16 protein-coding genes are annotated in these 17,523 nt (G+C 72.1%); 11 read left to right on the top strand and 5 right to left on the bottom strand.

The window, feature by feature from the left end:
- Nucleotides 1-24 precede the first annotated feature (24 nt).
- The 9 genes from GA0115233_RS05440 (at nucleotide 25) to GA0115233_RS05400 (ending at nucleotide 9,117) form a co-directional block, all read left to right on the top strand.
- Nucleotides 25-411: a ribonuclease domain-containing protein gene (locus tag GA0115233_RS05440; RefSeq protein WP_093718928.1), complete on the top strand. Its 387-nt coding sequence runs from the start codon at nucleotides 25-27 to the stop codon at nucleotides 409-411.
- Nucleotides 408-722: a barstar family protein gene (locus tag GA0115233_RS05435; RefSeq protein WP_093718927.1), complete on the top strand. Its 315-nt coding sequence runs from the start codon at nucleotides 408-410 to the stop codon at nucleotides 720-722. The genes GA0115233_RS05440 and GA0115233_RS05435 overlap by 4 nt, the downstream gene beginning before the upstream one ends.
- Before the next feature lie 97 nt (nucleotides 723-819).
- Nucleotides 820-2,271, top strand: coding sequence for a GuaB1 family IMP dehydrogenase-related protein (locus GA0115233_RS05430; protein WP_093718926.1), 1,452 nt, complete (start codon nucleotides 820-822; stop codon nucleotides 2,269-2,271).
- Nucleotides 2,272-2,359: 88 nt separating this feature from the next.
- On the top strand, nucleotides 2,360-2,854 hold the full coding sequence (locus tag GA0115233_RS05425) for a GNAT family N-acetyltransferase (RefSeq protein ID WP_093719007.1): 495 nt from the start codon (nucleotides 2,360-2,362) through the stop codon (nucleotides 2,852-2,854).
- Between the two features lie 237 nt (nucleotides 2,855-3,091).
- Entirely contained in the window at nucleotides 3,092-4,597 is a 1,506-nt protein-coding gene (locus GA0115233_RS05420; protein ID WP_093718925.1) for an amino acid permease, read from the top strand.
- A 10-nt stretch (nucleotides 4,598-4,607) separates the two neighbouring features.
- Nucleotides 4,608-5,060 (top strand): Lrp/AsnC family transcriptional regulator, encoded by a 453-nt coding sequence (locus GA0115233_RS05415; RefSeq protein ID WP_093551890.1) that lies wholly within the window; start codon nucleotides 4,608-4,610, stop codon nucleotides 5,058-5,060.
- A 144-nt stretch (nucleotides 5,061-5,204) separates the two neighbouring features.
- Nucleotides 5,205-6,434 carry an MFS transporter gene (locus GA0115233_RS05410; RefSeq protein WP_093718924.1) on the top strand — a complete coding sequence of 410 codons (1,230 nt, stop codon included), beginning with the start codon at nucleotides 5,205-5,207 and terminating at the stop codon, nucleotides 6,432-6,434.
- A 146-nt stretch (nucleotides 6,435-6,580) separates the two neighbouring features.
- Complete coding sequence (locus GA0115233_RS05405) at nucleotides 6,581-7,369, top strand: carbon-nitrogen hydrolase family protein (RefSeq protein ID WP_093718923.1); 789 nt, start codon at nucleotides 6,581-6,583, stop codon at nucleotides 7,367-7,369.
- Nucleotides 7,370-7,416: 47 nt separating this feature from the next.
- Nucleotides 7,417-9,117, top strand: a complete 1,701-nt coding sequence (locus GA0115233_RS05400) for a flavin monoamine oxidase family protein (protein ID WP_093718922.1) — start codon at nucleotides 7,417-7,419, stop codon at nucleotides 9,115-9,117.
- A gap of 4 nt (nucleotides 9,118-9,121) precedes the next feature.
- Here GA0115233_RS05400 and GA0115233_RS05395 read toward each other — a convergent pair whose 3' ends face one another.
- Nucleotides 9,122-9,808, bottom strand: a complete 687-nt coding sequence (locus GA0115233_RS05395) for a DUF5995 family protein (RefSeq protein ID WP_093718921.1) — start codon at nucleotides 9,806-9,808, stop codon at nucleotides 9,122-9,124.
- Nucleotides 9,809-10,034: 226 nt separating this feature from the next.
- Here GA0115233_RS05395 and GA0115233_RS05390 point away from each other — a divergent pair, with 226 nt between their 5' ends.
- A complete protein-coding gene (locus tag GA0115233_RS05390) occupies nucleotides 10,035-11,156 on the top strand; it encodes a glycoside hydrolase family 6 protein (RefSeq protein WP_093718920.1) in 1,122 nt (373 codons plus the stop codon).
- Here the strand turns inward: GA0115233_RS05390 and GA0115233_RS05385 are convergent.
- Together GA0115233_RS05385 and GA0115233_RS05380 are read right to left on the bottom strand one after the other, a co-directional pair.
- Nucleotides 11,135-12,514: a uracil-xanthine permease family protein gene (locus GA0115233_RS05385; RefSeq protein WP_093718919.1), complete on the bottom strand. Its 1,380-nt coding sequence runs from the start codon at nucleotides 12,512-12,514 to the stop codon at nucleotides 11,135-11,137. The two genes, GA0115233_RS05390 and GA0115233_RS05385, sit on opposite strands and share 22 nt — an antisense overlap.
- Before the next feature lie 202 nt (nucleotides 12,515-12,716).
- Nucleotides 12,717-13,928: an MFS transporter gene (locus GA0115233_RS05380; RefSeq protein WP_093718918.1), complete on the bottom strand. Its 1,212-nt coding sequence runs from the start codon at nucleotides 13,926-13,928 to the stop codon at nucleotides 12,717-12,719.
- 116 nt (nucleotides 13,929-14,044) lie between these two features.
- On the opposite strand from GA0115233_RS05380, the gene GA0115233_RS05375 reads away from it, so the two are divergent.
- The gene (locus tag GA0115233_RS05375) at nucleotides 14,045-15,625 is read left to right on the top strand and encodes an ROK family transcriptional regulator (RefSeq protein ID WP_093719006.1); all 1,581 of its coding nucleotides are present in this window, start codon (nucleotides 14,045-14,047) and stop codon (nucleotides 15,623-15,625) included.
- A 97-nt stretch (nucleotides 15,626-15,722) separates the two neighbouring features.
- Here GA0115233_RS05375 and GA0115233_RS05370 read toward each other — a convergent pair whose 3' ends face one another.
- Together GA0115233_RS05370 and GA0115233_RS05365 are read right to left on the bottom strand one after the other, a co-directional pair.
- On the bottom strand, nucleotides 15,723-16,466 hold the full coding sequence (locus GA0115233_RS05370; protein ID WP_093718917.1) for an SDR family oxidoreductase: 744 nt from the start codon (nucleotides 16,464-16,466) through the stop codon (nucleotides 15,723-15,725).
- 101 nt (nucleotides 16,467-16,567) lie between these two features.
- Complete coding sequence (locus GA0115233_RS05365) at nucleotides 16,568-17,452, bottom strand: RNA polymerase sigma-70 factor (RefSeq protein WP_093718916.1); 885 nt, start codon at nucleotides 17,450-17,452, stop codon at nucleotides 16,568-16,570.
- Between the last annotated feature and the right edge of the window lie 71 nt (nucleotides 17,453-17,523).

Raw genomic sequence — 17,523 nt, 5'->3', positions numbered from 1 at the left:
GCGGACCGTGGCAGCATCACGAGCATGCTGCCGCGGTTCGTTCTCCGGGTGCTGCTCGGCGTCCTCCTGCTGCTGACAGGGTGCGGCGCCGGCGGTGCCGACTCCGGTCCCGCCGCGCCCTCCTGGGCCGCGGACATGGTCACCGTCCCCGTCTCCGACCTGCCCGAGGAGGCGCGCGAGACGCTGGACCTCATCGATCAGGGCGGGCCCTTCCCGTACGCCAAGGACGGCTCCGTCTTCAACAACTTCGAACGGCAGCTGCCCGAGCAGTCGCGCGGCTACTACCGCGAGTACACCGTTCCCACCCCCGGCTCCAGTGACCGCGGCGCCCGCCGCATCGTCACCGGGCAGAACGGGGAGGTCTACTACACCGATGATCACTACGGATCGTTCAAGGCGGTGCTGAGATGACCGAGCGGGTGGTCACGGTGGACCTGGACGGGGTGCTGGACAAGGCCGCGCTGATGGACCGCTGCGCCCGCGCCCTCGACCTGCCCGACTGGTTCGGCAACAACTGGGACGCCCTCGCCGACGTCCTGTCCGACCCGGACCGGTGGCCCGGCGACCCGGTCGTGGTCCTCGTGCACAACTGGCGGCCGTACGCCGAGGCGCGCCCGGAGGAGTGGGGGACCGCCGCCGAGGTCTTCGCGACCGCCTCCGCCGTCACCGTGGCCCTGGTCCTTGGAGGATCCTCCCAGTCACCTCCGGGGCACCCTGGATGAACCGACCGTGCATGGCAATCCGCCTGACATGGGACAATGAAGTACGTGCTCTTTCCCCCTGGCTGACCTGTCCGGGGGCCACTTCCGAACGACTGGGATGCAGCACGTGCGTTTCCTCAATGACATCCAGCCCTCGTACGACCTGACGTACGACGACGTGTTCATGGTGCCGCGCCGCTCGGCGGTCGGCTCCCGGCAGGGCGTGGACCTCAGCTCCCCGGACGGCACGGGAACCACGATTCCGCTCGTCGTCGCCAACATGACCGCCATCGCCGGCCGCCGGATGGCCGAGACCGTGGCCCGGCGCGGTGGCCTGGTGGTCATCCCCCAGGACATCCCGATCGAGGTCGTCACCGAGGTCGTCTCCTGGGTCAAGAGCCGCCACCTCGTCCTCGACACCCCGATCGTGCTGGCCCCGCACCAGACGGTCGCCGACGCCCTCGCGCTGCTGCCCAAGCGCGCGCACAACGCCGGGGTCGTCGTCGACGACGACCGGCGCCCGGTCGGCGTGGTCACCGACCAGGACCTGACCGGCGTGGACCGCTTCACGCAGCTCGCCGAGGTCATGTCCCGCGACCTGCTCCTGCTGGACGCCGACATCGACCCGCGCGAGGCCTTCAACACCCTCGACCAGCACAACCGCCGCTACGCCCCGGCCGTGGACAGCGAGGGCAAGCTGGCGGGCATCCTGACCCGCAAGGGCGCCCTGCGTGCCACCCTCTACACCCCGGCCGTCGACGCGCAGGGCAGGCTCCGCATCGCCGCCGCCGTCGGCATCAACGGCGATGTGGCGGGCAAGGCCAAGCAGCTGCTGGACGCGGGCGTCGACACGCTCGTCATCGACACCGCGCACGGCCACCAGGAGTCGATGATCTCCGCGATCAAGCTGGTGCGCGCGCTCGACCCGCAGGTCCCGATCGTGGCCGGCAACATCGTCGCCGCCGAGGGCGTCCGGGACCTGATCGAGGCCGGCGCCGACATCATCAAGGTCGGCGTGGGCCCCGGTGCCATGTGCACCACCCGCATGATGACCGGCGTCGGCCGCCCGCAGTTCTCCGCGGTGCTGGAGTGCGCCGCCGAGGCCAAGAAGTACGGCAAGCACGTCTGGGCGGACGGCGGTGTCCGGCACCCGCGTGACGTGGCGATGGCGCTGGCAGCGGGTGCGTCCAACGTGATGGTCGGCTCCTGGTTCGCCGGGACCTACGAGTCCCCGGGCGACCTCCAGCACGACGCCAACGGCCGTGCGTACAAGGAGTCCTTCGGTATGGCCTCCGCCCGCGCGGTGCGCAACCGCACCTCGGAGGAGTCCGCCTACGACCGCGCCCGCAAGGCGCTGTTCGAGGAGGGCATCTCCACCTCGCGCATGTTCCTCGACCCGGCCCGCCCGGGCGTCGAGGACCTGATCGACTCGATCATCGCGGGTGTCCGCTCCTCCTGCACCTACGCCGGTGCCGCCACCCTGGAGGAGTTCGCCGAGAAGGCCGTCGTCGGCATCCAGAGCGCCGCGGGCTACGCCGAGGGCAAGCCCCTGCACGCCAGCTGGAGCTGACACAACTCACCGCCGAACGGCCCCCGTTGTCCCGCCCGCCGGGACAATTCGGGGGCCGTTTCGCATGCTTCCGCACTACCGTCGCGGCATGGAGATCACCCTCTGCACAGCCCCGGACGTGGCGCTCCTCGACCGCTGCCTGCCCTCGCCCGGCCGCACGTCCTTCCATGCCCGGCGGTTCGCCCGCCAGGAGGCCGGGGAGTGCGCGTACCTCGTGGCCCGGCTGGACGGCCGGCCCGTCGGGCACACCGAACTGCGCTGGACGGGCTGCGCGGACGCCTCGGTGCGGGCGGCTCGACCGGGCTGCCCGGAGATCGGCGGCCTCGCCGTGGCCGAGGACCTGCGCTCCCGCGGCATCGGTACGGCCCTGGTGCGGGCCGCCGAACAACTGGTCCGCGAGCGGCGCCTGACGGTCGCGGGGATCGGCGTCGGCAAGGACAACCCGCGCGCCGCCGCGCTGTACCGGCGGCTCGGCTACCGGCCCCTGATCGACTACCTCGACCGCTACTCCTACGAGGACCGTGCAGGGGTGCCGCGGGAGTGTGCCGACCCCTGTACCTTCCTCGTCCGTGAACTCGGCTGAAACGGGGCTCCGCGCAACGCTCGAAAGCCGCCGTGCAACGAACATCCGCGCAGTCCGCAGGAACGCAATGATCTTGCGGGTGTGCGCAAGGTTGCTGCATTACAACGGCAACGCCCCGCTCATAGGCTGTCGCCTCGTACGTGGCGTGGCGGGGACCCCGCTCGGTGGGTCCCCCCTGTCCGTGGGGGTGCCGCCGGTCCCCGTCCCCCTGACCGGCAGCGATGAAGGAGCCAGCGCGTGCTCGACCAAGGCGCACCCCCGCAGAACAGAGGCCAGGCCGCCCCACCGTCCCCGGGGATCGGCGCGCGTCTGATGCGACGCAAGCCCGTGGAACTCCTGGTCGCCGAGGGCGGCCAGGGTGAGGGAGGCTCGCTCAAGCGCTCCCTGGGCCTGTGGCAGCTCACCATGATCAGCATCGGTGCCACCCTCGGCACCGGCATCTTCGTCGTCCTCGGCGACGCCGTCCCCGAGGCCGGACCCGCCGTCACCCTGGCCTTCGTCATAGCCGGACTCACGGCCCTGTTCTCGGCCCTGTCCTACGCCGAGCTGGCGGGCAGCATCCCGGTCGCCGGCTCCTCCTACTCGTACGCGTACGCAACGATGGGCGAACTCGTCGCCTGGGTCTGCGGCTGGTGCCTGGTGCTGGAGTACGGCGTCTCGGTGGCCGCGGTCGCGGTCGGCTGGGGCGAGTACCTCAACGAACTCCTCGACGGCACCATCGGCGTCACCATCCCCGACGCGCTGTCCTCGGCGCCCGGCGAGGGCGGCATCGTCAACCTGCCCGCGCTGCTCGTCGTGGTCCTGGCGATGATCTTCCTGCTCGGCGGCGTCCGGGAGTCCGCCCGCGCCAACACGATCATGGTCGCCGTGAAGATCGCCGCGCTGGTGCTGTTCTGCGCGGTCGGCTTCATGGGCTTCAAGTCCGGCAACTACGAGGACTTCATGCCGCTCGGCATGGCGGGCGTCAGCGCCGCCGGAGCCACCCTGTTCTTCTCGTACATCGGTTTCGACGCCGCCTCCACCGCCGGTGAGGAGGCCAAGAACCCCAAGAAGGACCTGCCGCGCGCGATCATGCTCTCGCTGATCATCGTCACCGCGCTGTACGTGCTGGTCGCCGGTGTCGCCGTCGGCGCCTGGAACTGGACCAAGTTCGAGGGCTCCGAGGCCTCCCTCGCGGCGATCATGAACGACGTCAGCGGCCAGACCTTCTGGGGCACCCTGCTCGCCCTCGGCGCGGTCATCTCCATCGCCTCCGTGGTCCTGACCGTCCTCTACGGCCAGACCCGCATCCTCTTCGCCATGTCCCGCGACGGCCTGGTGCCCAAGGCGCTCGGCAAGGTCGACCGCCGGACCGGCACCCCGCGCCTCAACACCGTCCTGGTGTCCGCCTTCTGCGGTGTCCTCGCCGCGCTCATCCCGCTCGGCAAGCTCGTCGACGCCACCAGCATCGGCACGCTGTTCGCCTTCGCCCTGGTCAACATCGCGGTGATCGTGCTGCGCTACAAGCGCCCCGAGCTGGAGCGGACCTTCAAGGTGCCGTTCGGCCCGGTGCTGCCGGTCATCGGCTTCCTCTTCTGCGCGTACAACATGTTCAGCCTCGACACCGTGACCTGGGTCGTCTTCGGGTTCTGGATGGCGGCGGGTCTCGTGTTCTACTTCCTGTACGGCCACCGCCGTTCCCGTCTCGCGACGGGGGAAGCGCTCGCAGCGCCCGAAGCTCCCGCAACACCAGAAGTGAAGTGACCCACCCGCAGTGCTGAACGATCTCGACGAACGCATCGTGCACGCCCTCGCCGAGGACGCCCGTCGCTCCTACGCCGACATCGGGCAACTCGTCGGCCTGTCCGCGCCCGCCGTGAAGCGGCGCGTGGACCGGCTGCGCGCCACGGGGGCCATCACCGGATTCACCGTGCGGGTGGACCCGGCGGCGCTCGGCTGGGAGACCGAGGGGTTCGTCGAGATCTACTGCCGCCGCAACACCTCGCCGGAGACCATCCAGCGCGGTCTTGAGCGGTACCAGGAGGTCGTGGCCGCGTCCACCGTCACCGGGGACGCGGACGCCGTCGCACAGGTCTTCGCCTCCGACATGCGGCACTTCGAGAGGGTGCTGGAGCGGATCGCGGGGGAGCCGTTCGTGGAGCGCACGAAGTCGGTGCTGGTGCTCTCCCCGCTGCTCAGGCGCTTCTCGTCGGGGTCGCCGACGTAAGCGGAATTCCGCTGTCGATCACGGCCGGAGCGGCCTACCATCGATGTCATGACCTGGCGACATTGATCCATAACGCGTCGTGCCTCCCGAGGGCCGCCGCGGACGCCGTCCACTCGCGTCCGCATCGCCCCACGGGAAGGCCTCATGACACTTTCACCCGCGCGTGTGCCCACCACCTCCGTCGGCGTCCGACGGCTCACGGCCACGCTGTACGGCTACGAGTTCCTCCAGAACCTCGTCCTGCTCTACCCGCTGTACGCGCTGCTCTTCGCCGACAGCGGGCTGTCGCTGTGGCAGATCTCCTCACTGTTCGCCCTGTGGTCGATCTCCGGCGTCCTGTTCGAGGTGCCCTCCGGCGCCTGGGCCGACGCCGTCTCGCGCCGGCTGCTGCTGTGGCTGGGCCCGCTGCTGACCGCGGCCGGGTTCGCCCTGTGGGTGCTCGTGCCCACGTACTGGTCCTTCGCGGTCGGCTTCGTCCTGTGGGGGATCAGCGGCGCGCTGGCCTCCGGCGCGCAGGAGGCCCTGGTCTACGACGAACTGGACCGGCTTGGCGCCGCCGACCGGTACGCCCGGGTGCTCGGACGGGCCCGGGCGGCGGGCCTGCTCGGTGTGATCGGGGCGATGGGGGCGGCGGGCCCGGTGTTCGCGTGGGGCGGCTACCCGGCCGTCGGCGCGGCGAGCGTCGCCTCGTCGCTGCTGGCGTCGCTCGTGGCCACCCGCTTCCCGGACGACCGGGGCCGCACGCCCGACGACGAAGGCTGGGCGCGGACCCTGCGCACCGGACTGTCGACGGCCCGCCGGAACCGCTCCCTGCGCCGCGCGCTGCTGCTGGTCCCGGCGGTGGCCTGCGTCTGGGGCGCGCTGGACGAGTACTCGCCCCTCCTGGTCCGAGAGACCGGCGTCCCCGACGGCTTCGTCCCGTACGCCCTGCTGCTGATCTGGGCCGCGGTCACGGCGGTCAGCCTGCTGGCGGGCCCGGCCGAACGCCTCGGCACGCCGGGTTTCCTCGGCCTGATCGCGGTGTCCGGGCTCGCCCTGGCGCTCGGCGCCGCGCTGCGCACACCCGCCGGCCTTGCCCTGGTCGCCGTCGCCTTCGCGGGCTTCCAGCTGGCCACGATCCTCGCCGACGTCCGCCTCCAGCACCGCATCGAGGAAGGCGGCCGGGCGACCCTGACCTCGGTGGCGGGCCTGGGCACGGAACTGATGACGGTCCTGGTGTACGGGGCGTACGCGGTGGCGGGCGACCGCGTCTCCCACGGCACGGTGTTCGCGGCGTTCGCGGTGCCGTACCTGGTGTGGGCGCTGGCCTGGGCCTCGGTGCGACGGTGGCGTCCGGCCCGGGCACTGTCCGGGCAGGTTCCGGAGCGGCCGTAGGGGCGTGCAACGAATCGCCGTCGAAGGCCCTGTCGACGCAATGATTCGCTCACCGGCGCGCAACGGGTTCTTCTTGTCCGGGTCGACGGCGCGACCGTACCTTCTTTATGGCCCCCCAAACCCCCTTTGCCCGGTGAGGATCACGCATGCGCACCGCCCTGCTCCAGAGCTCCGGACGCCCCGGTTCGGTCGTCGAGAACCTGAAGGTGCTCGACGACGCCGCGGGCCGTGCCGCCGCTGCCGGGGCCGGGCTGGTGATCGCTCCGGAGATGTTCCTCACCGGGTACGCGATCGGCGACGACATCGCCCGACTCGCCGAGGCCGCCGACGGCGACAGCGCGGACACCGTCGCTGAGATCGCCACCCGGCACGGACTCGCCGTCGCGTACGGCTACCCCGAGCGCGACGGCGGGACCGTCTACAACTCCGCCCAGCTGATCTCCGCCGACGGCACCCGCCTCGCGAACTACCGCAAGACCCACCTCTTCGGCTGCTTCGAGCGGGACCACTTCACCCCCGGTGAGCAGCAGGTGGTGCAGGCCGAGCTGAACGGTCTCCGCGTCGGCATCCTCATCTGCTACGACGTCGAGTTCCCGGAGAACGTCCGGGCCCACGCCCTCGCCGGCACCGACCTGCTGGTCGTGCCGACGGCGCAGATGCACCCGTTCCAGTTCGTCGCCGAGTCGATGATCCCGGTGCGCGCCTTCGAGAACCAGATGTACGTGGCCTACGTCAACCGCGTAGGCCGCGAGGGGGAGTTCGAGTTCGTCGGCCTCTCCACCCTGGCCGGCCCCGACGGCGTCGCCCGCACGCGCGCCGGACGCGAGGAGGACCTGGTGTTCGCCGACACCGACCCCGTCCTCCTCGCCGCCTCCCGCGAGGCCAACCCGTACCTGAAGGACCGCCGTCCCGGCCTCTACGGGTCCCTCGTCTGAAGCTCCCCTCCCCCCAGCTCACCGTTTTCGCAAGGAGTCCGTACCCCATGACGTCCATGGTGCCCAACGCCGTCCAGCACGCCGACGAGCAGCAGCCGCCGATCACCATGTTCGGTCCGGATTTCCCGTACGCCTACGACGACTACCTCGCCCACCCGGCGGGCCTGGGTCAGATCCCGGCGACCGAGCACGGCACCGAGGTCGCGGTCATCGGCGGCGGTCTGTCCGGCATCGTGGCCGCGTACGAGCTGATGAAGATGGGCCTCAAGCCCGTCGTCTACGAGGCCGACCAGATCGGCGGCCGGCTGCGCACCGTCGGCTTCGACGGCCCGGAGACCGAGGGCCTGACCGCGGAGATGGGCGCCATGCGCTTCCCGCCGTCCTCCACCGCCCTCCAGCACTACATCGACCTGGTCGGCCTGAAGACCGCGCCGTTCCCGAACCCGCTCGCCGAGGCCACCCCGTCGACCGTCGTCGACCTCAAGGGCGAGAGCCACTACGCCGAGACCATCGACGACCTGCCGCAGGTCTACCGCGACGTCGCCGAGGCGTGGAACAAGTGCCTCGACGAGGGCGCCGACTTCTCCGACATGAACCGCGCGATGCGCGAGCGCGACGTGCCGCGGATCCGTGAGATCTGGGCGAAGCTCGTGGAGAAGCTCGACAACCAGACCTTCTACGGCTTCCTCTGCGACTCCGAGGCCTTCAAGTCCTTCCGGCACCGCGAGATCTTCGGCCAGGTCGGCTTCGGCACCGGCGGCTGGGACACCGACTTCCCCAACTCCATCCTGGAGATCCTGCGCGTCGTCTACACCGAGGCCGACGACCACCACCGCGGCATCGTCGGCGGCTCCCAGCAGCTGCCGCTGCGCATGTGGGAGCGCGAGCCGGAGAAGATCGTGCACTGGGCCCAGGGCACCTCGCTGGCCTCGCTGCACGAGAACCGCGCGCCCCGTCCGGCCGTGACCCGCCTGCACCGCGCCGCCGGCAACCGGATCACCGTGACCGACGCCAACGGCGACATCCGCACCTACCCGGCCGCGATCTTCACCGCGCAGTCCTGGATGCTGCTGTCGAAGATCGACTGCGACGACTCGCTCTTCCCGATCGACCACTGGACCGCGATCGAGCGCACCCACTACATGGAGAGCTCGAAGCTGTTCGTCCCCGTGGACCGGCCGTTCTGGCTGGACAAGGACGAGGAGACCGGCCGGGACGTGATGTCGATGACCCTCACCGACCGTATGACGCGCGGCACGTACCTCCTCGACAACGGCCCCGACCAGCCCGCCGTGATCTGCCTGTCCTACACCTGGTGCGACGACAGCCTGAAGTGGCTGCCGCTGTCCGCGCAGGAACGGATGGAGGTCATGCTGAAGTCGCTCGGCGAGATCTATCCCAAGGTCGACATCCGCAAGCACATCATCGGCAACCCGGTCACCGTCTCCTGGGAGAACGAGCCCTACTTCATGGGCGCGTTCAAGGCCAACCTGCCCGGCCACTACCGCTACCAGCGGCGCCTGTTCACGCACTTCATGCAGGACCGGCTGCCCGAGGACAAGCGCGGCATCTTCCTCGCCGGCGACGACATCTCCTGGACGGCCGGCTGGGCCGAGGGCGCGGTGCAGACGGCGCTGAACGCGGTGTGGGGCGTCATGCACCACTTCGGCGGCGAGACCGACCCGACCAACCCCGGCCCGGGCGACCTGTACGACGAGATCGCACCGGTCGAGCTGCCCGAGGACTGAACCCTCAGTCCGGCAGCGGGGTGAGCAGCATCCGGCTCGCGAACCCCACCGCCGCGTCCAGCCGTTCGGTGAACTCCTCGGCCAGGTCGGGGAGCCTGCGCAGTGCCCACAGGGCCCGGGCCGCCGCCCAGGTGGCGTCCCGGGCCCTTTCCAGGCTCCAGGAGCCGAGCAGATGGGTGAGCGGGTCCGCGATCTGCAGCAGATCGGGGCCCGGCATCAGATCCTCGCGGATGCGCTCCTCCAGCGCCACGAGGAGATCACCCACGCGATCGAACTCGTCCTCCAGCTCGACGGGTTCGCAGCCGAGCGTACGACAGGTGTCCACGACGGCCAGCGCGAGATCGTGCCCGATGTGCGCGTTGATGCCCGCCAGCGCGAACTGCAACGGCCGTACCCCGGGATGGCGCCGGTACTGGAACAGGGGCCGCCAGCAGGCCGGGGGCCGCTGTCCGGCCTCGGCGGCGTCGACCGCCGCGAGATAGCGCTCGGCGAACCGCACGTCCAGCGTGATCGCCGCCCGCGCGTCCGGGAAGAGACCGGCGTCGATGCCCCGGTCCACGGCCTCGGTCACCGCCAGGTAGACACGGTTGAAGACGGCTACGCCGTCCCGTGTGGGAAGATCCACTGCGACGGCGCGCATGCGGCCGATGACCGCGTCCACGGGTGAGGTGAGTTGTTCGCATTGCGCCATGAGGGCAGAGTCGCACCTTTAGGGTGACTGAAGTGCCGGCGGGCCCGACGCTTCCCCAGAACGGGGGAACGCACCCGCCGTCACGGGAGTGAGCCGCACCGGTCTGGGGAGGTCCGGCGGCACACGGCCCGCACGTACGGAGGGGGAAGGGCGTTTGGCTGGCTCACGTGTTCAGCGGCGTGAGGCGCGCAGGGCGGCGCGCCGCCGGTCCACACGGCGGGGCGCCATGGTGGTGGCCGCGTCCGTCGTGGTCGCCGTCGGCACCGCCGCCGGGATGATCTCGGCGCTCGACGACGAGGCGGCCTCCGACGAGGCCCGCCCCGAGGTGACGTACTCGCCGCGCCTCCAGGACCTGCCGGTGTCACCGCCGCCGTCCTCCGCGTCGCCCTCGCCCTCCGCCTCTCCGTCGCCGACGAAGAAGAAGACCAGCCCTAAGCCCACGCCGAAGAAGTCGACGCGGGCCCCGAGCACGGCCGCAGTCTCCACCCAGCTCTACCGGCACCCCCAGTCCCAGGTCCTGGACTGGGTCCGCGCGAACGCCGGCGACTCCCGGCACGGCGTCATCCAGTCCCGGATCGCCGCCCAGCCCGCCGCCGTGTGGTTCGCCGACTTCACCCCGGACAACATCACCGCCCGGGTCCGCGCGGTCACCTCGGGCGGCGCCGCCCAGGGCCGTACCCCGGTGGTCGTGGCGTACACGATCCCGGACCGTGACTGCGGCGGCGCCAGCCAGGGCGGGGCGCCGAGCCTGGCCGCCTACGACGACTGGATCGACCGCTTCGCCGCCGGACTCGGCTCCGGCAGCGTCATCGTCATCCTGGAACCGGACTCCATAGCGCAGGCCGAGTGCCTCTCCAGCGGCGAGCGCGCCGCCCGGTTCGCCTCGCTGGCCCGCGCCGGGCGCGTGCTGAAGGCCGCCAACCCCAACGCCCGGGTCTACTACGACGCCGGGCACTCCGGCTGGCACGCCCCCGGCAAGCAGGCGGGCTGGCTGCGGCAGGCGGGCGCCGCCTCCGCCGCGTCCTCCGACGGGATCTTCAGCAACGTCTCCAACTTCCACACCACCGCCGCCGAGGTCGCCTACGCCCGACAGGTCCTCGCCGCCCTCGGCGGCCCCGCCTCCCTGGGCGCCGTCATCGACACCAGCCGCAACGGCAACGGCGCCCCGGCCGACGGCGAGTGGTGCGACCCGGACGGACGGGCCCTGGGCCGCACCCCGACGCTGAGCACGGGGGAGGCCCGTATCGACGGCTATCTGTGGGTGAAGCTCCCGGGCGAGTCCGACGGCTGCAAGGGCACTCCGGGAACGTTCTCCGCGTCGTACGCCTACGAACTGGCCTCGTCGTAGGAGGACGTGCCCTCGTCCAGGAGCGGCTGCCGGTTCTTGAGGTGGGCCGGGGCGAAGGCGCGCAGCGCGTGGTAGCCGGTGATCACGACCAAGGTGCCCAGCGCGATGCCGCTCAGTTCGAAGGTGTCGGTGAACTCCATGGTCACGTTGCCGACGCCGATGATGATGCCGGCCGCCGCCGGGACCAGGTTCAGCGGATTGCGCAGGTCCACCCCGGCGTTGATCCAGATCTGCGCGCCGAGCAGGCCGATCATGCCGTACAGGATGACGGTGATGCCGCCCAGGACGCCGCCGGGGATGGCGGCGACGACCGCGCCGAACTTCGGGCACAGGCCGAACAGCAGGGCGAAGCAGGCGGCGGCCCAGTAGGCGGCGGTGGAGTAGACGCGGGTCGCCGCCATCACGCCGATGTTCTCGGAGTACGTGGTGGTGGGCGGTCCGCCGACCGCCGTGGACAGCACCGAGCCGACGCCGTCTGCGGAGATCGCGGTGCCCAGCTTGTCGTCGAGGTCGTCGCCGGTCATCTCGCCGACCGCCTTGACGTGTCCGGCGTTCTCGGCGACCAGGGCGATCACGACGGGCAGGGCGACCAGGATCGCCGACCACTCGAAGGACGGCCCGTGGAAGGTGGGCAGCCCGATCCAGTCGGCCTGGCCGACCCCGGAGAGGTCGAGCCGCCAGTGGTCGGTGACCTTGCCGCTCGCGTCCGCCGAGTGGATCCGGCCGAAGATCCGGTCGAACAGCCAGGAGATCCCGTACCCGAAGACCAGGCCGAGGAAGATCGCGATCCGGGACCAGAAGCCGCGCAGACAGACCACGGCGAGGCCGGTGAAGAGCATCACCAGCAGGGCGGTCCACTGGTCCTGCGGCCAGTAGGTGGTGGCGGTGACCGGGGCCAGGTTGAAGCCGATCAGCATCACGACCGCGCCGGTGACGATCGGCGGCATCGCGGCGTGGATGATCCGGGCGCCGAACCGCTGGACGGCGACACCGACCAGGAACAGCGCGACGCCGACCACCAGGACCGCGCCGGTCACGGTGGCGCTGGTGCCGCCGTCGGCCCGGATGACCGCCGCGACGCCCACGAACGACAGCGAACAGCCCAGGTAGCTGGGGACCCGGCCGCGGGTGGCGAGCAGGAAGACCATGGTCGCCACGCCGGACATCATGATCGCCAGATTGGGGTCCAGGCCCATCAGGACCGGGGCCACGAACGACGCCCCGAACATCGCCACCACGTGCTGGGCGCCGAGGCCCGCCGTGCGCGGCCAGGAGAGCCGTTCGTCGGGCCGGACCACCGCGCCGGGCGCCGGAGTGCGTCCGTCTCCGTGCAGTTTCCAGCGGACGCCAAGATCCATGGTGCGGTTTCGCTTTCGGTCGTGCGTGCGGATGTCCGCACCATTGTCAGGGGTGCGAACGGATGCCGATCATCCGCATGGCCGTTGACGCGCCGGTCCGCCGGTCGTCCGCACAGCGGTTCACGCGTTCGTCCGGCGGGCCACCGCATGGCCGGTGACCCGCCGGACCGCCGGTCGTCCGCACGTCCCGTGGGCGCGTCGGTCAGGTGCGCGCGTCCGGGACCGCGGCGTCCGCCTTGGTGATCGTGGCCGACTTGCGGTCGGCGCTGCGGAGCACGCCCGCGAAGGCCGCGAGACCGGTCGCCAGCACCGTGACCAGGCCGAACGACACCACCAGACTGGTCGCCTGGGCCAGTCCGCCGATCGCGCCGGGCGCGACGAGACCCGAGGTGTACGTGATGGTCGCGACGCCCGCGATGGCCAGGCTGGGGTTGGGACCGCTGCGGCCCGCCGCCGCGAAGCACAGCGGGACGACCACCGCGATGCCGAGGCCCATCAGGCCGAAGCCGGTCATCGCGACCGCGGGATGGCCCGCGAGGACGATCAGCAGGCCGCCGAGGGCGGCGAGGACACCGCCGAGGCGGACCGTGCGGACGGCGCCGTAGCGGTCCACCACCTTGTCGCCCGCGATCCGGGCGAGCGCCATGGTGAGCGTGAAGCCCGTGGTGCACGCGGCGGCCAGACCGGCCGAACTCTCCAGTTCGTCCCGCAGATACACCGCGGACCAGTCCAGGCTCGCACCCTCCGCGAACACCGCGCAGAATCCGACCGCACCGATGAGCAGGGCCGATCGGGGCGGCAGCGCGAACCGGGGCGGCGGTTCCTCGTCCTGGGCGGGCTGGAGGTCCAGCACCCAGGCGCAGGCGGTCACGCCCGCGACGGTCAGCACGGCCGCCGCCACCGCGTGGTGGACGCGGGCGTCGGTGTCCAGGTGGGCGGCGAGGGTGCCACCGAGCGAGCCGAGGACGGCGCCCGCGCTCCACATGCCGTGCAGCCCGGACATGATCGACCGGTCGAGCCGGTTCTCCACCTCCACGCCGAGGGCGTTCATCGCGACGTCCGCCATGCCGGCGGTGGCGCCGAAGACGAAGAGGGCCAGGCAGAGGGTGAGGAGGTTCGGGGCCAGCGAGGGCAGGACCAGGGCGAGCGTCCACAGGGCGATCAGCGCGCGCAGGGCGTTGCGGGCGCCGAAGCGGTGGGTGATGCCTCCGGCGAGCGGCATGGCCAGCGAGGCGCCGAGCGCGGGGAAGGCGAGGGCGAGGCCCAACTGGCCGGCGCTCACCCCGGCATGGTCCTGGATCCAGGGCACCCGGGTGGCGAAGGAGCCGGTCACCGCGCCGTGCACGGTGAAGACGGCGGCCACGGCATAGCGCGCCCGCCGCACCTCGCGTCCGCTCTGGACCACGTCACTCATTCTCCGACCCCTCCCTCTGCGATGCTGCCGTAAACTATCAGGAACCCTGCCTGATAGATAGGGGATATCCCATGACCGCCTCCCGCCCGTCCCCGCCGATCTGGCAGGATCCCGGCATGCCCGCATCCCCCAGCACCGCACGGGCCATCAACGACCGGCTCGCCCTGCGACTGCTCCAGCAGGAGGGCCCGTTGACGGCGGGGCGGCTCAAAGAGCTGACCGGACTGTCCCGCCCGAGCGTCGCCGACCTCCTCGAACGCCTCACCGCCGCCGGACTGATCGAGGTGGTGGGGGAGTCCGGCGAACAGCGCCGGGGACCGAACGCCAAGGTGTACGGGATCGTCGCCGGCCGCGCCCACCTCGCCGCCCTCGACGTGCGCACCGAGGGTGTCGCGGTGGCCGTGTCCGACCTGCTCGGGCGGGTTCTCACGGAGGCGTCGGCGCCGATCGACACCGGGGTGGGCACCGGGCCCGCGGTGGAGCAGGCGGTGGCGCTGGTGGAGCGGGCGGTGAAGGAGGCCGGCGTGGACCGGCCGCACACCGTGGGCATCGGCGCCCCCGGCCTGATCGACCCGGCCACCGGCGAACTGCGCGACTCCACGGGGCTGCCGGAGTGGCACCGGCGGCTGGTCGCGGCCCTCCAGGAACGGCTCCCGGAGTCCCGCGTCAGCGTGGAGAACGAGACCAACCTCGCGGCCGTGGCGGAGCACCGCGACGGCGCCGCCCGCGACCGGGACACCTTCGTGCTGCTCTGGCTCGGCGTGGGCGTGGGTGCCGCCGTGATGCTGGACGGCGCGATCCGGCGGGGCGCGTCGGGCGGCACGGGTGAGGTCGGCTTCCTGCCGGTGCCGGGGACCGGGGGCCTGCCCTCGGCCACCGGCTGCGACGGCGGCTTCCACTCGCTGGCCTGCTCCGCGGCGGTGGTCGAACTGGCGGCCGCGCACGGTCTTGCGGCGGGTGCGGAGGTGGGCACCCACGGTCCTGCGGCGGCCACCGAGACGGGGGTCCCGAAGGCGGGCGCGCCGGAGAAGGGTGCGCGGGAGACGGCGGCCTCCGAGACGGGCGCCCTGGAGACGGCGACCTTGGAGGCGGTGGCCACCGAGACGGGCGCGCCGGAGGCGGTGACCCCGGAGGCGGTGACCCCCGAGACGGGCGCGCCGGAGGCGGTGACCCCCGAGACGGGTCCGCCGGAGACGGCGGCCTCCGAGACGGGCGCGCCGGAGGCGGTGGCCCCGGAGGCGGCGGCCCCAGCGACAGCCGTCCGCGGGACAGCCGTACCGGAGACAGCCGTCCGCGGGACAGCCGTACCGGAGACAGCCGCCCGCGGGACAGCCGTACCGGAGACAGCCGCCCGCGGGACAGCCGTCCCCGAGGCAGCGGCGCTGGTCAGGGCGGCGTCGGCCGACCCGTCCGTCCCGGCCCACGCCGCCTTCCTGGACGCCCTCGCCGACCGCGTCGCCCTGGGGGCGGCGGCCGTCGTCTCCGTGCTCGACCCCGGCTGCGTGGTCCTCGCGGGCGAGAACGGCCGAGCGGGCGGCACGCCGCTGGCGGAGCGGGTCCAGTCCCGGCTGGCGGCCCTGTCACCGCTGCCGACCGAGGTGCGGCCCAGCGCGCTGGGCGGGGAGGCGGTGCTGCGCGGCGCGCTGCTGACGGCGCGGGAGAAGGCGCAGGACGACGTGTTCGGCTACCGGGACTGACGCACCGGACGACACCGGGCCGGGATTGACGCGCCGAGCGACACCGGGCCGGGGTTGACGCACCGGACGACACCGGCCCGGGGCTGACGTACGTGCGTCAGCGGCGGTTCCGTACCGCCAGGTACTCCTCGAACGTGCCCTTGCCCACCGCCCGTTCCGGTGCCAGATGGCCGCCCTCCCGGAAGGCCCGGTACGCCTTCCCGGCCAGCGGTACGTTCAGGATCGGGCGCCTGCGGCCGGTCACCCGGAGGAACGAGCGGGCCAGGGACTCCATCGACCGCACCTCGGGACCCGCCATGTCGTCCACGCGCCCCGCGGGCGCCGCGAGAGCCAGCTCCGCCAGCCGGTCCGCCACCTCGGCCACCTCCACCGGCTGGTCCGGCACCCCGGCGGGCAGCAGCAGCACCGGCGCCTTGGCCAGCGTGCCGAACAGCTGGGCCAGCAGATCGTGGAACTGCGTGGCGCGCAGGATCGTGAAGCCGAGCCCCGAGTCCTCGATCAGCCGCTCCACGGCGAGCTTGCTGCGGTAGTAGCCGAACGGCACCCGGTCGACCCCGACGATCGAGATGTACACCAGATGCCCCACCCCGGCCTTCCGCGCGGCGGCGATCAGATTCCGGGCCGCGTCCTCGTCACCGCCCCGGGGCGATGTCGCGCAGTGCACGATCGCGTCCGCCCCGGACATCGCCGCGTCCAGCCCGGCACCGCCCTTCCGCAGGTCCACCGCGTACGGCCGGTTGCGCCGGCTGAGCACCCGCACCTCGTGCCCGTCCGCCCGCAGCCGCTCGACGACGAGCCGTCCGAGGGTTCCGGTACCGCCGGTCACCAGGATCGTGGTCATCGCTGTTTCCGTCCTCTCGCAGGGCGGAGCCCCGACCGTCGGGGCTCCCGCACCAGCTCGGACCGATCAGCGGCGCGAAATGTGACAGCCCCCGGCGGAAACTAGGCCCGTGCAAGTTGACGCCGCACGAAGTCCAGCTTCTCCGGATTCAGCACGGCGCGCGCGTGGACGATGACGCCCTCGCGGACCTCGAAGGCGACCACCGAGAGCAGCGTGTCGCCGGACCAGGCGGCCATGCCCGTGTCGCCGTTGATCTCGACGGCCGAGAACTCCACTCCGGCCAGGAAGGTCTGCCGTGTCCCGACCAGGAAGCGGGACACCCGGTCGCGGCCCTCGATCGGACGCCGGGCCGCGCTGACCTTGCCGCCGCCGTCGCCGGTCCAGGTCACATCGGCCGCCAGCGTCTTCTCCAGCGTGGTCACATCGCCCTCCCGCGCGGCCGCGATGAACGACTCCACCAGCTTTCGCCGCCGCTCCGGCTCGGCCTCGAAACGGGAGCCCGGTTCGCCCACCCGGCGCACCGCCCGCCGGTACAGCTGACGGCAGTTGGCCTCGGTCAGCTCCAGCGCCTCGGCGATCTCCCGGTGGCCGTACCCGAAGGCCTCCCGCAGCACGAACACGGCCCGCTCCGTCGGAGTGAGCCGTTCCAGCAGCACCAGCATCGCCAGCGACACCGACTCCCGCTGCTCGGCGGACTCCAGCGGGCCGAGCGTGCCGTCGGAGGTGAGGACCGGCTCCGGCAGCCACTCCCCGACGTACACCTCCCGGCGGGCGCGCGCCGAGGTCAGCCGGGACAGACAGAGGTTGGTGACGACCTTGGCGAGCCAGGCGCCGGGGTGCGTGATCGACGCGCGCTCGGTGGAGCTGAACCGGAGATAGGCGTCCTGCACGGCGTCCTCCGCCTCCTGGGCGGAGCCCAGCATGCGGTACGCCAGCCCGAACAGCCGGGGGCGGTGGTTCTCGAACTCGTCCGCGGTCGTCGTCATGCACGTCACCCTGCCACGCGGGCCCGGCGGGGTGGGCGTTGGGAGGCCCGGCGGCGGGCAAGGGCCGTCGT

The sequence above is a fragment of the Streptomyces sp. DI166 genome (assembly GCF_900091315.1).
Classification (GTDB): domain Bacteria; phylum Actinomycetota; class Actinomycetes; order Streptomycetales; family Streptomycetaceae; genus Streptomyces; species Streptomyces fuscus.
This window is presented reverse-complemented; position numbering and strand designations above follow the sequence as displayed.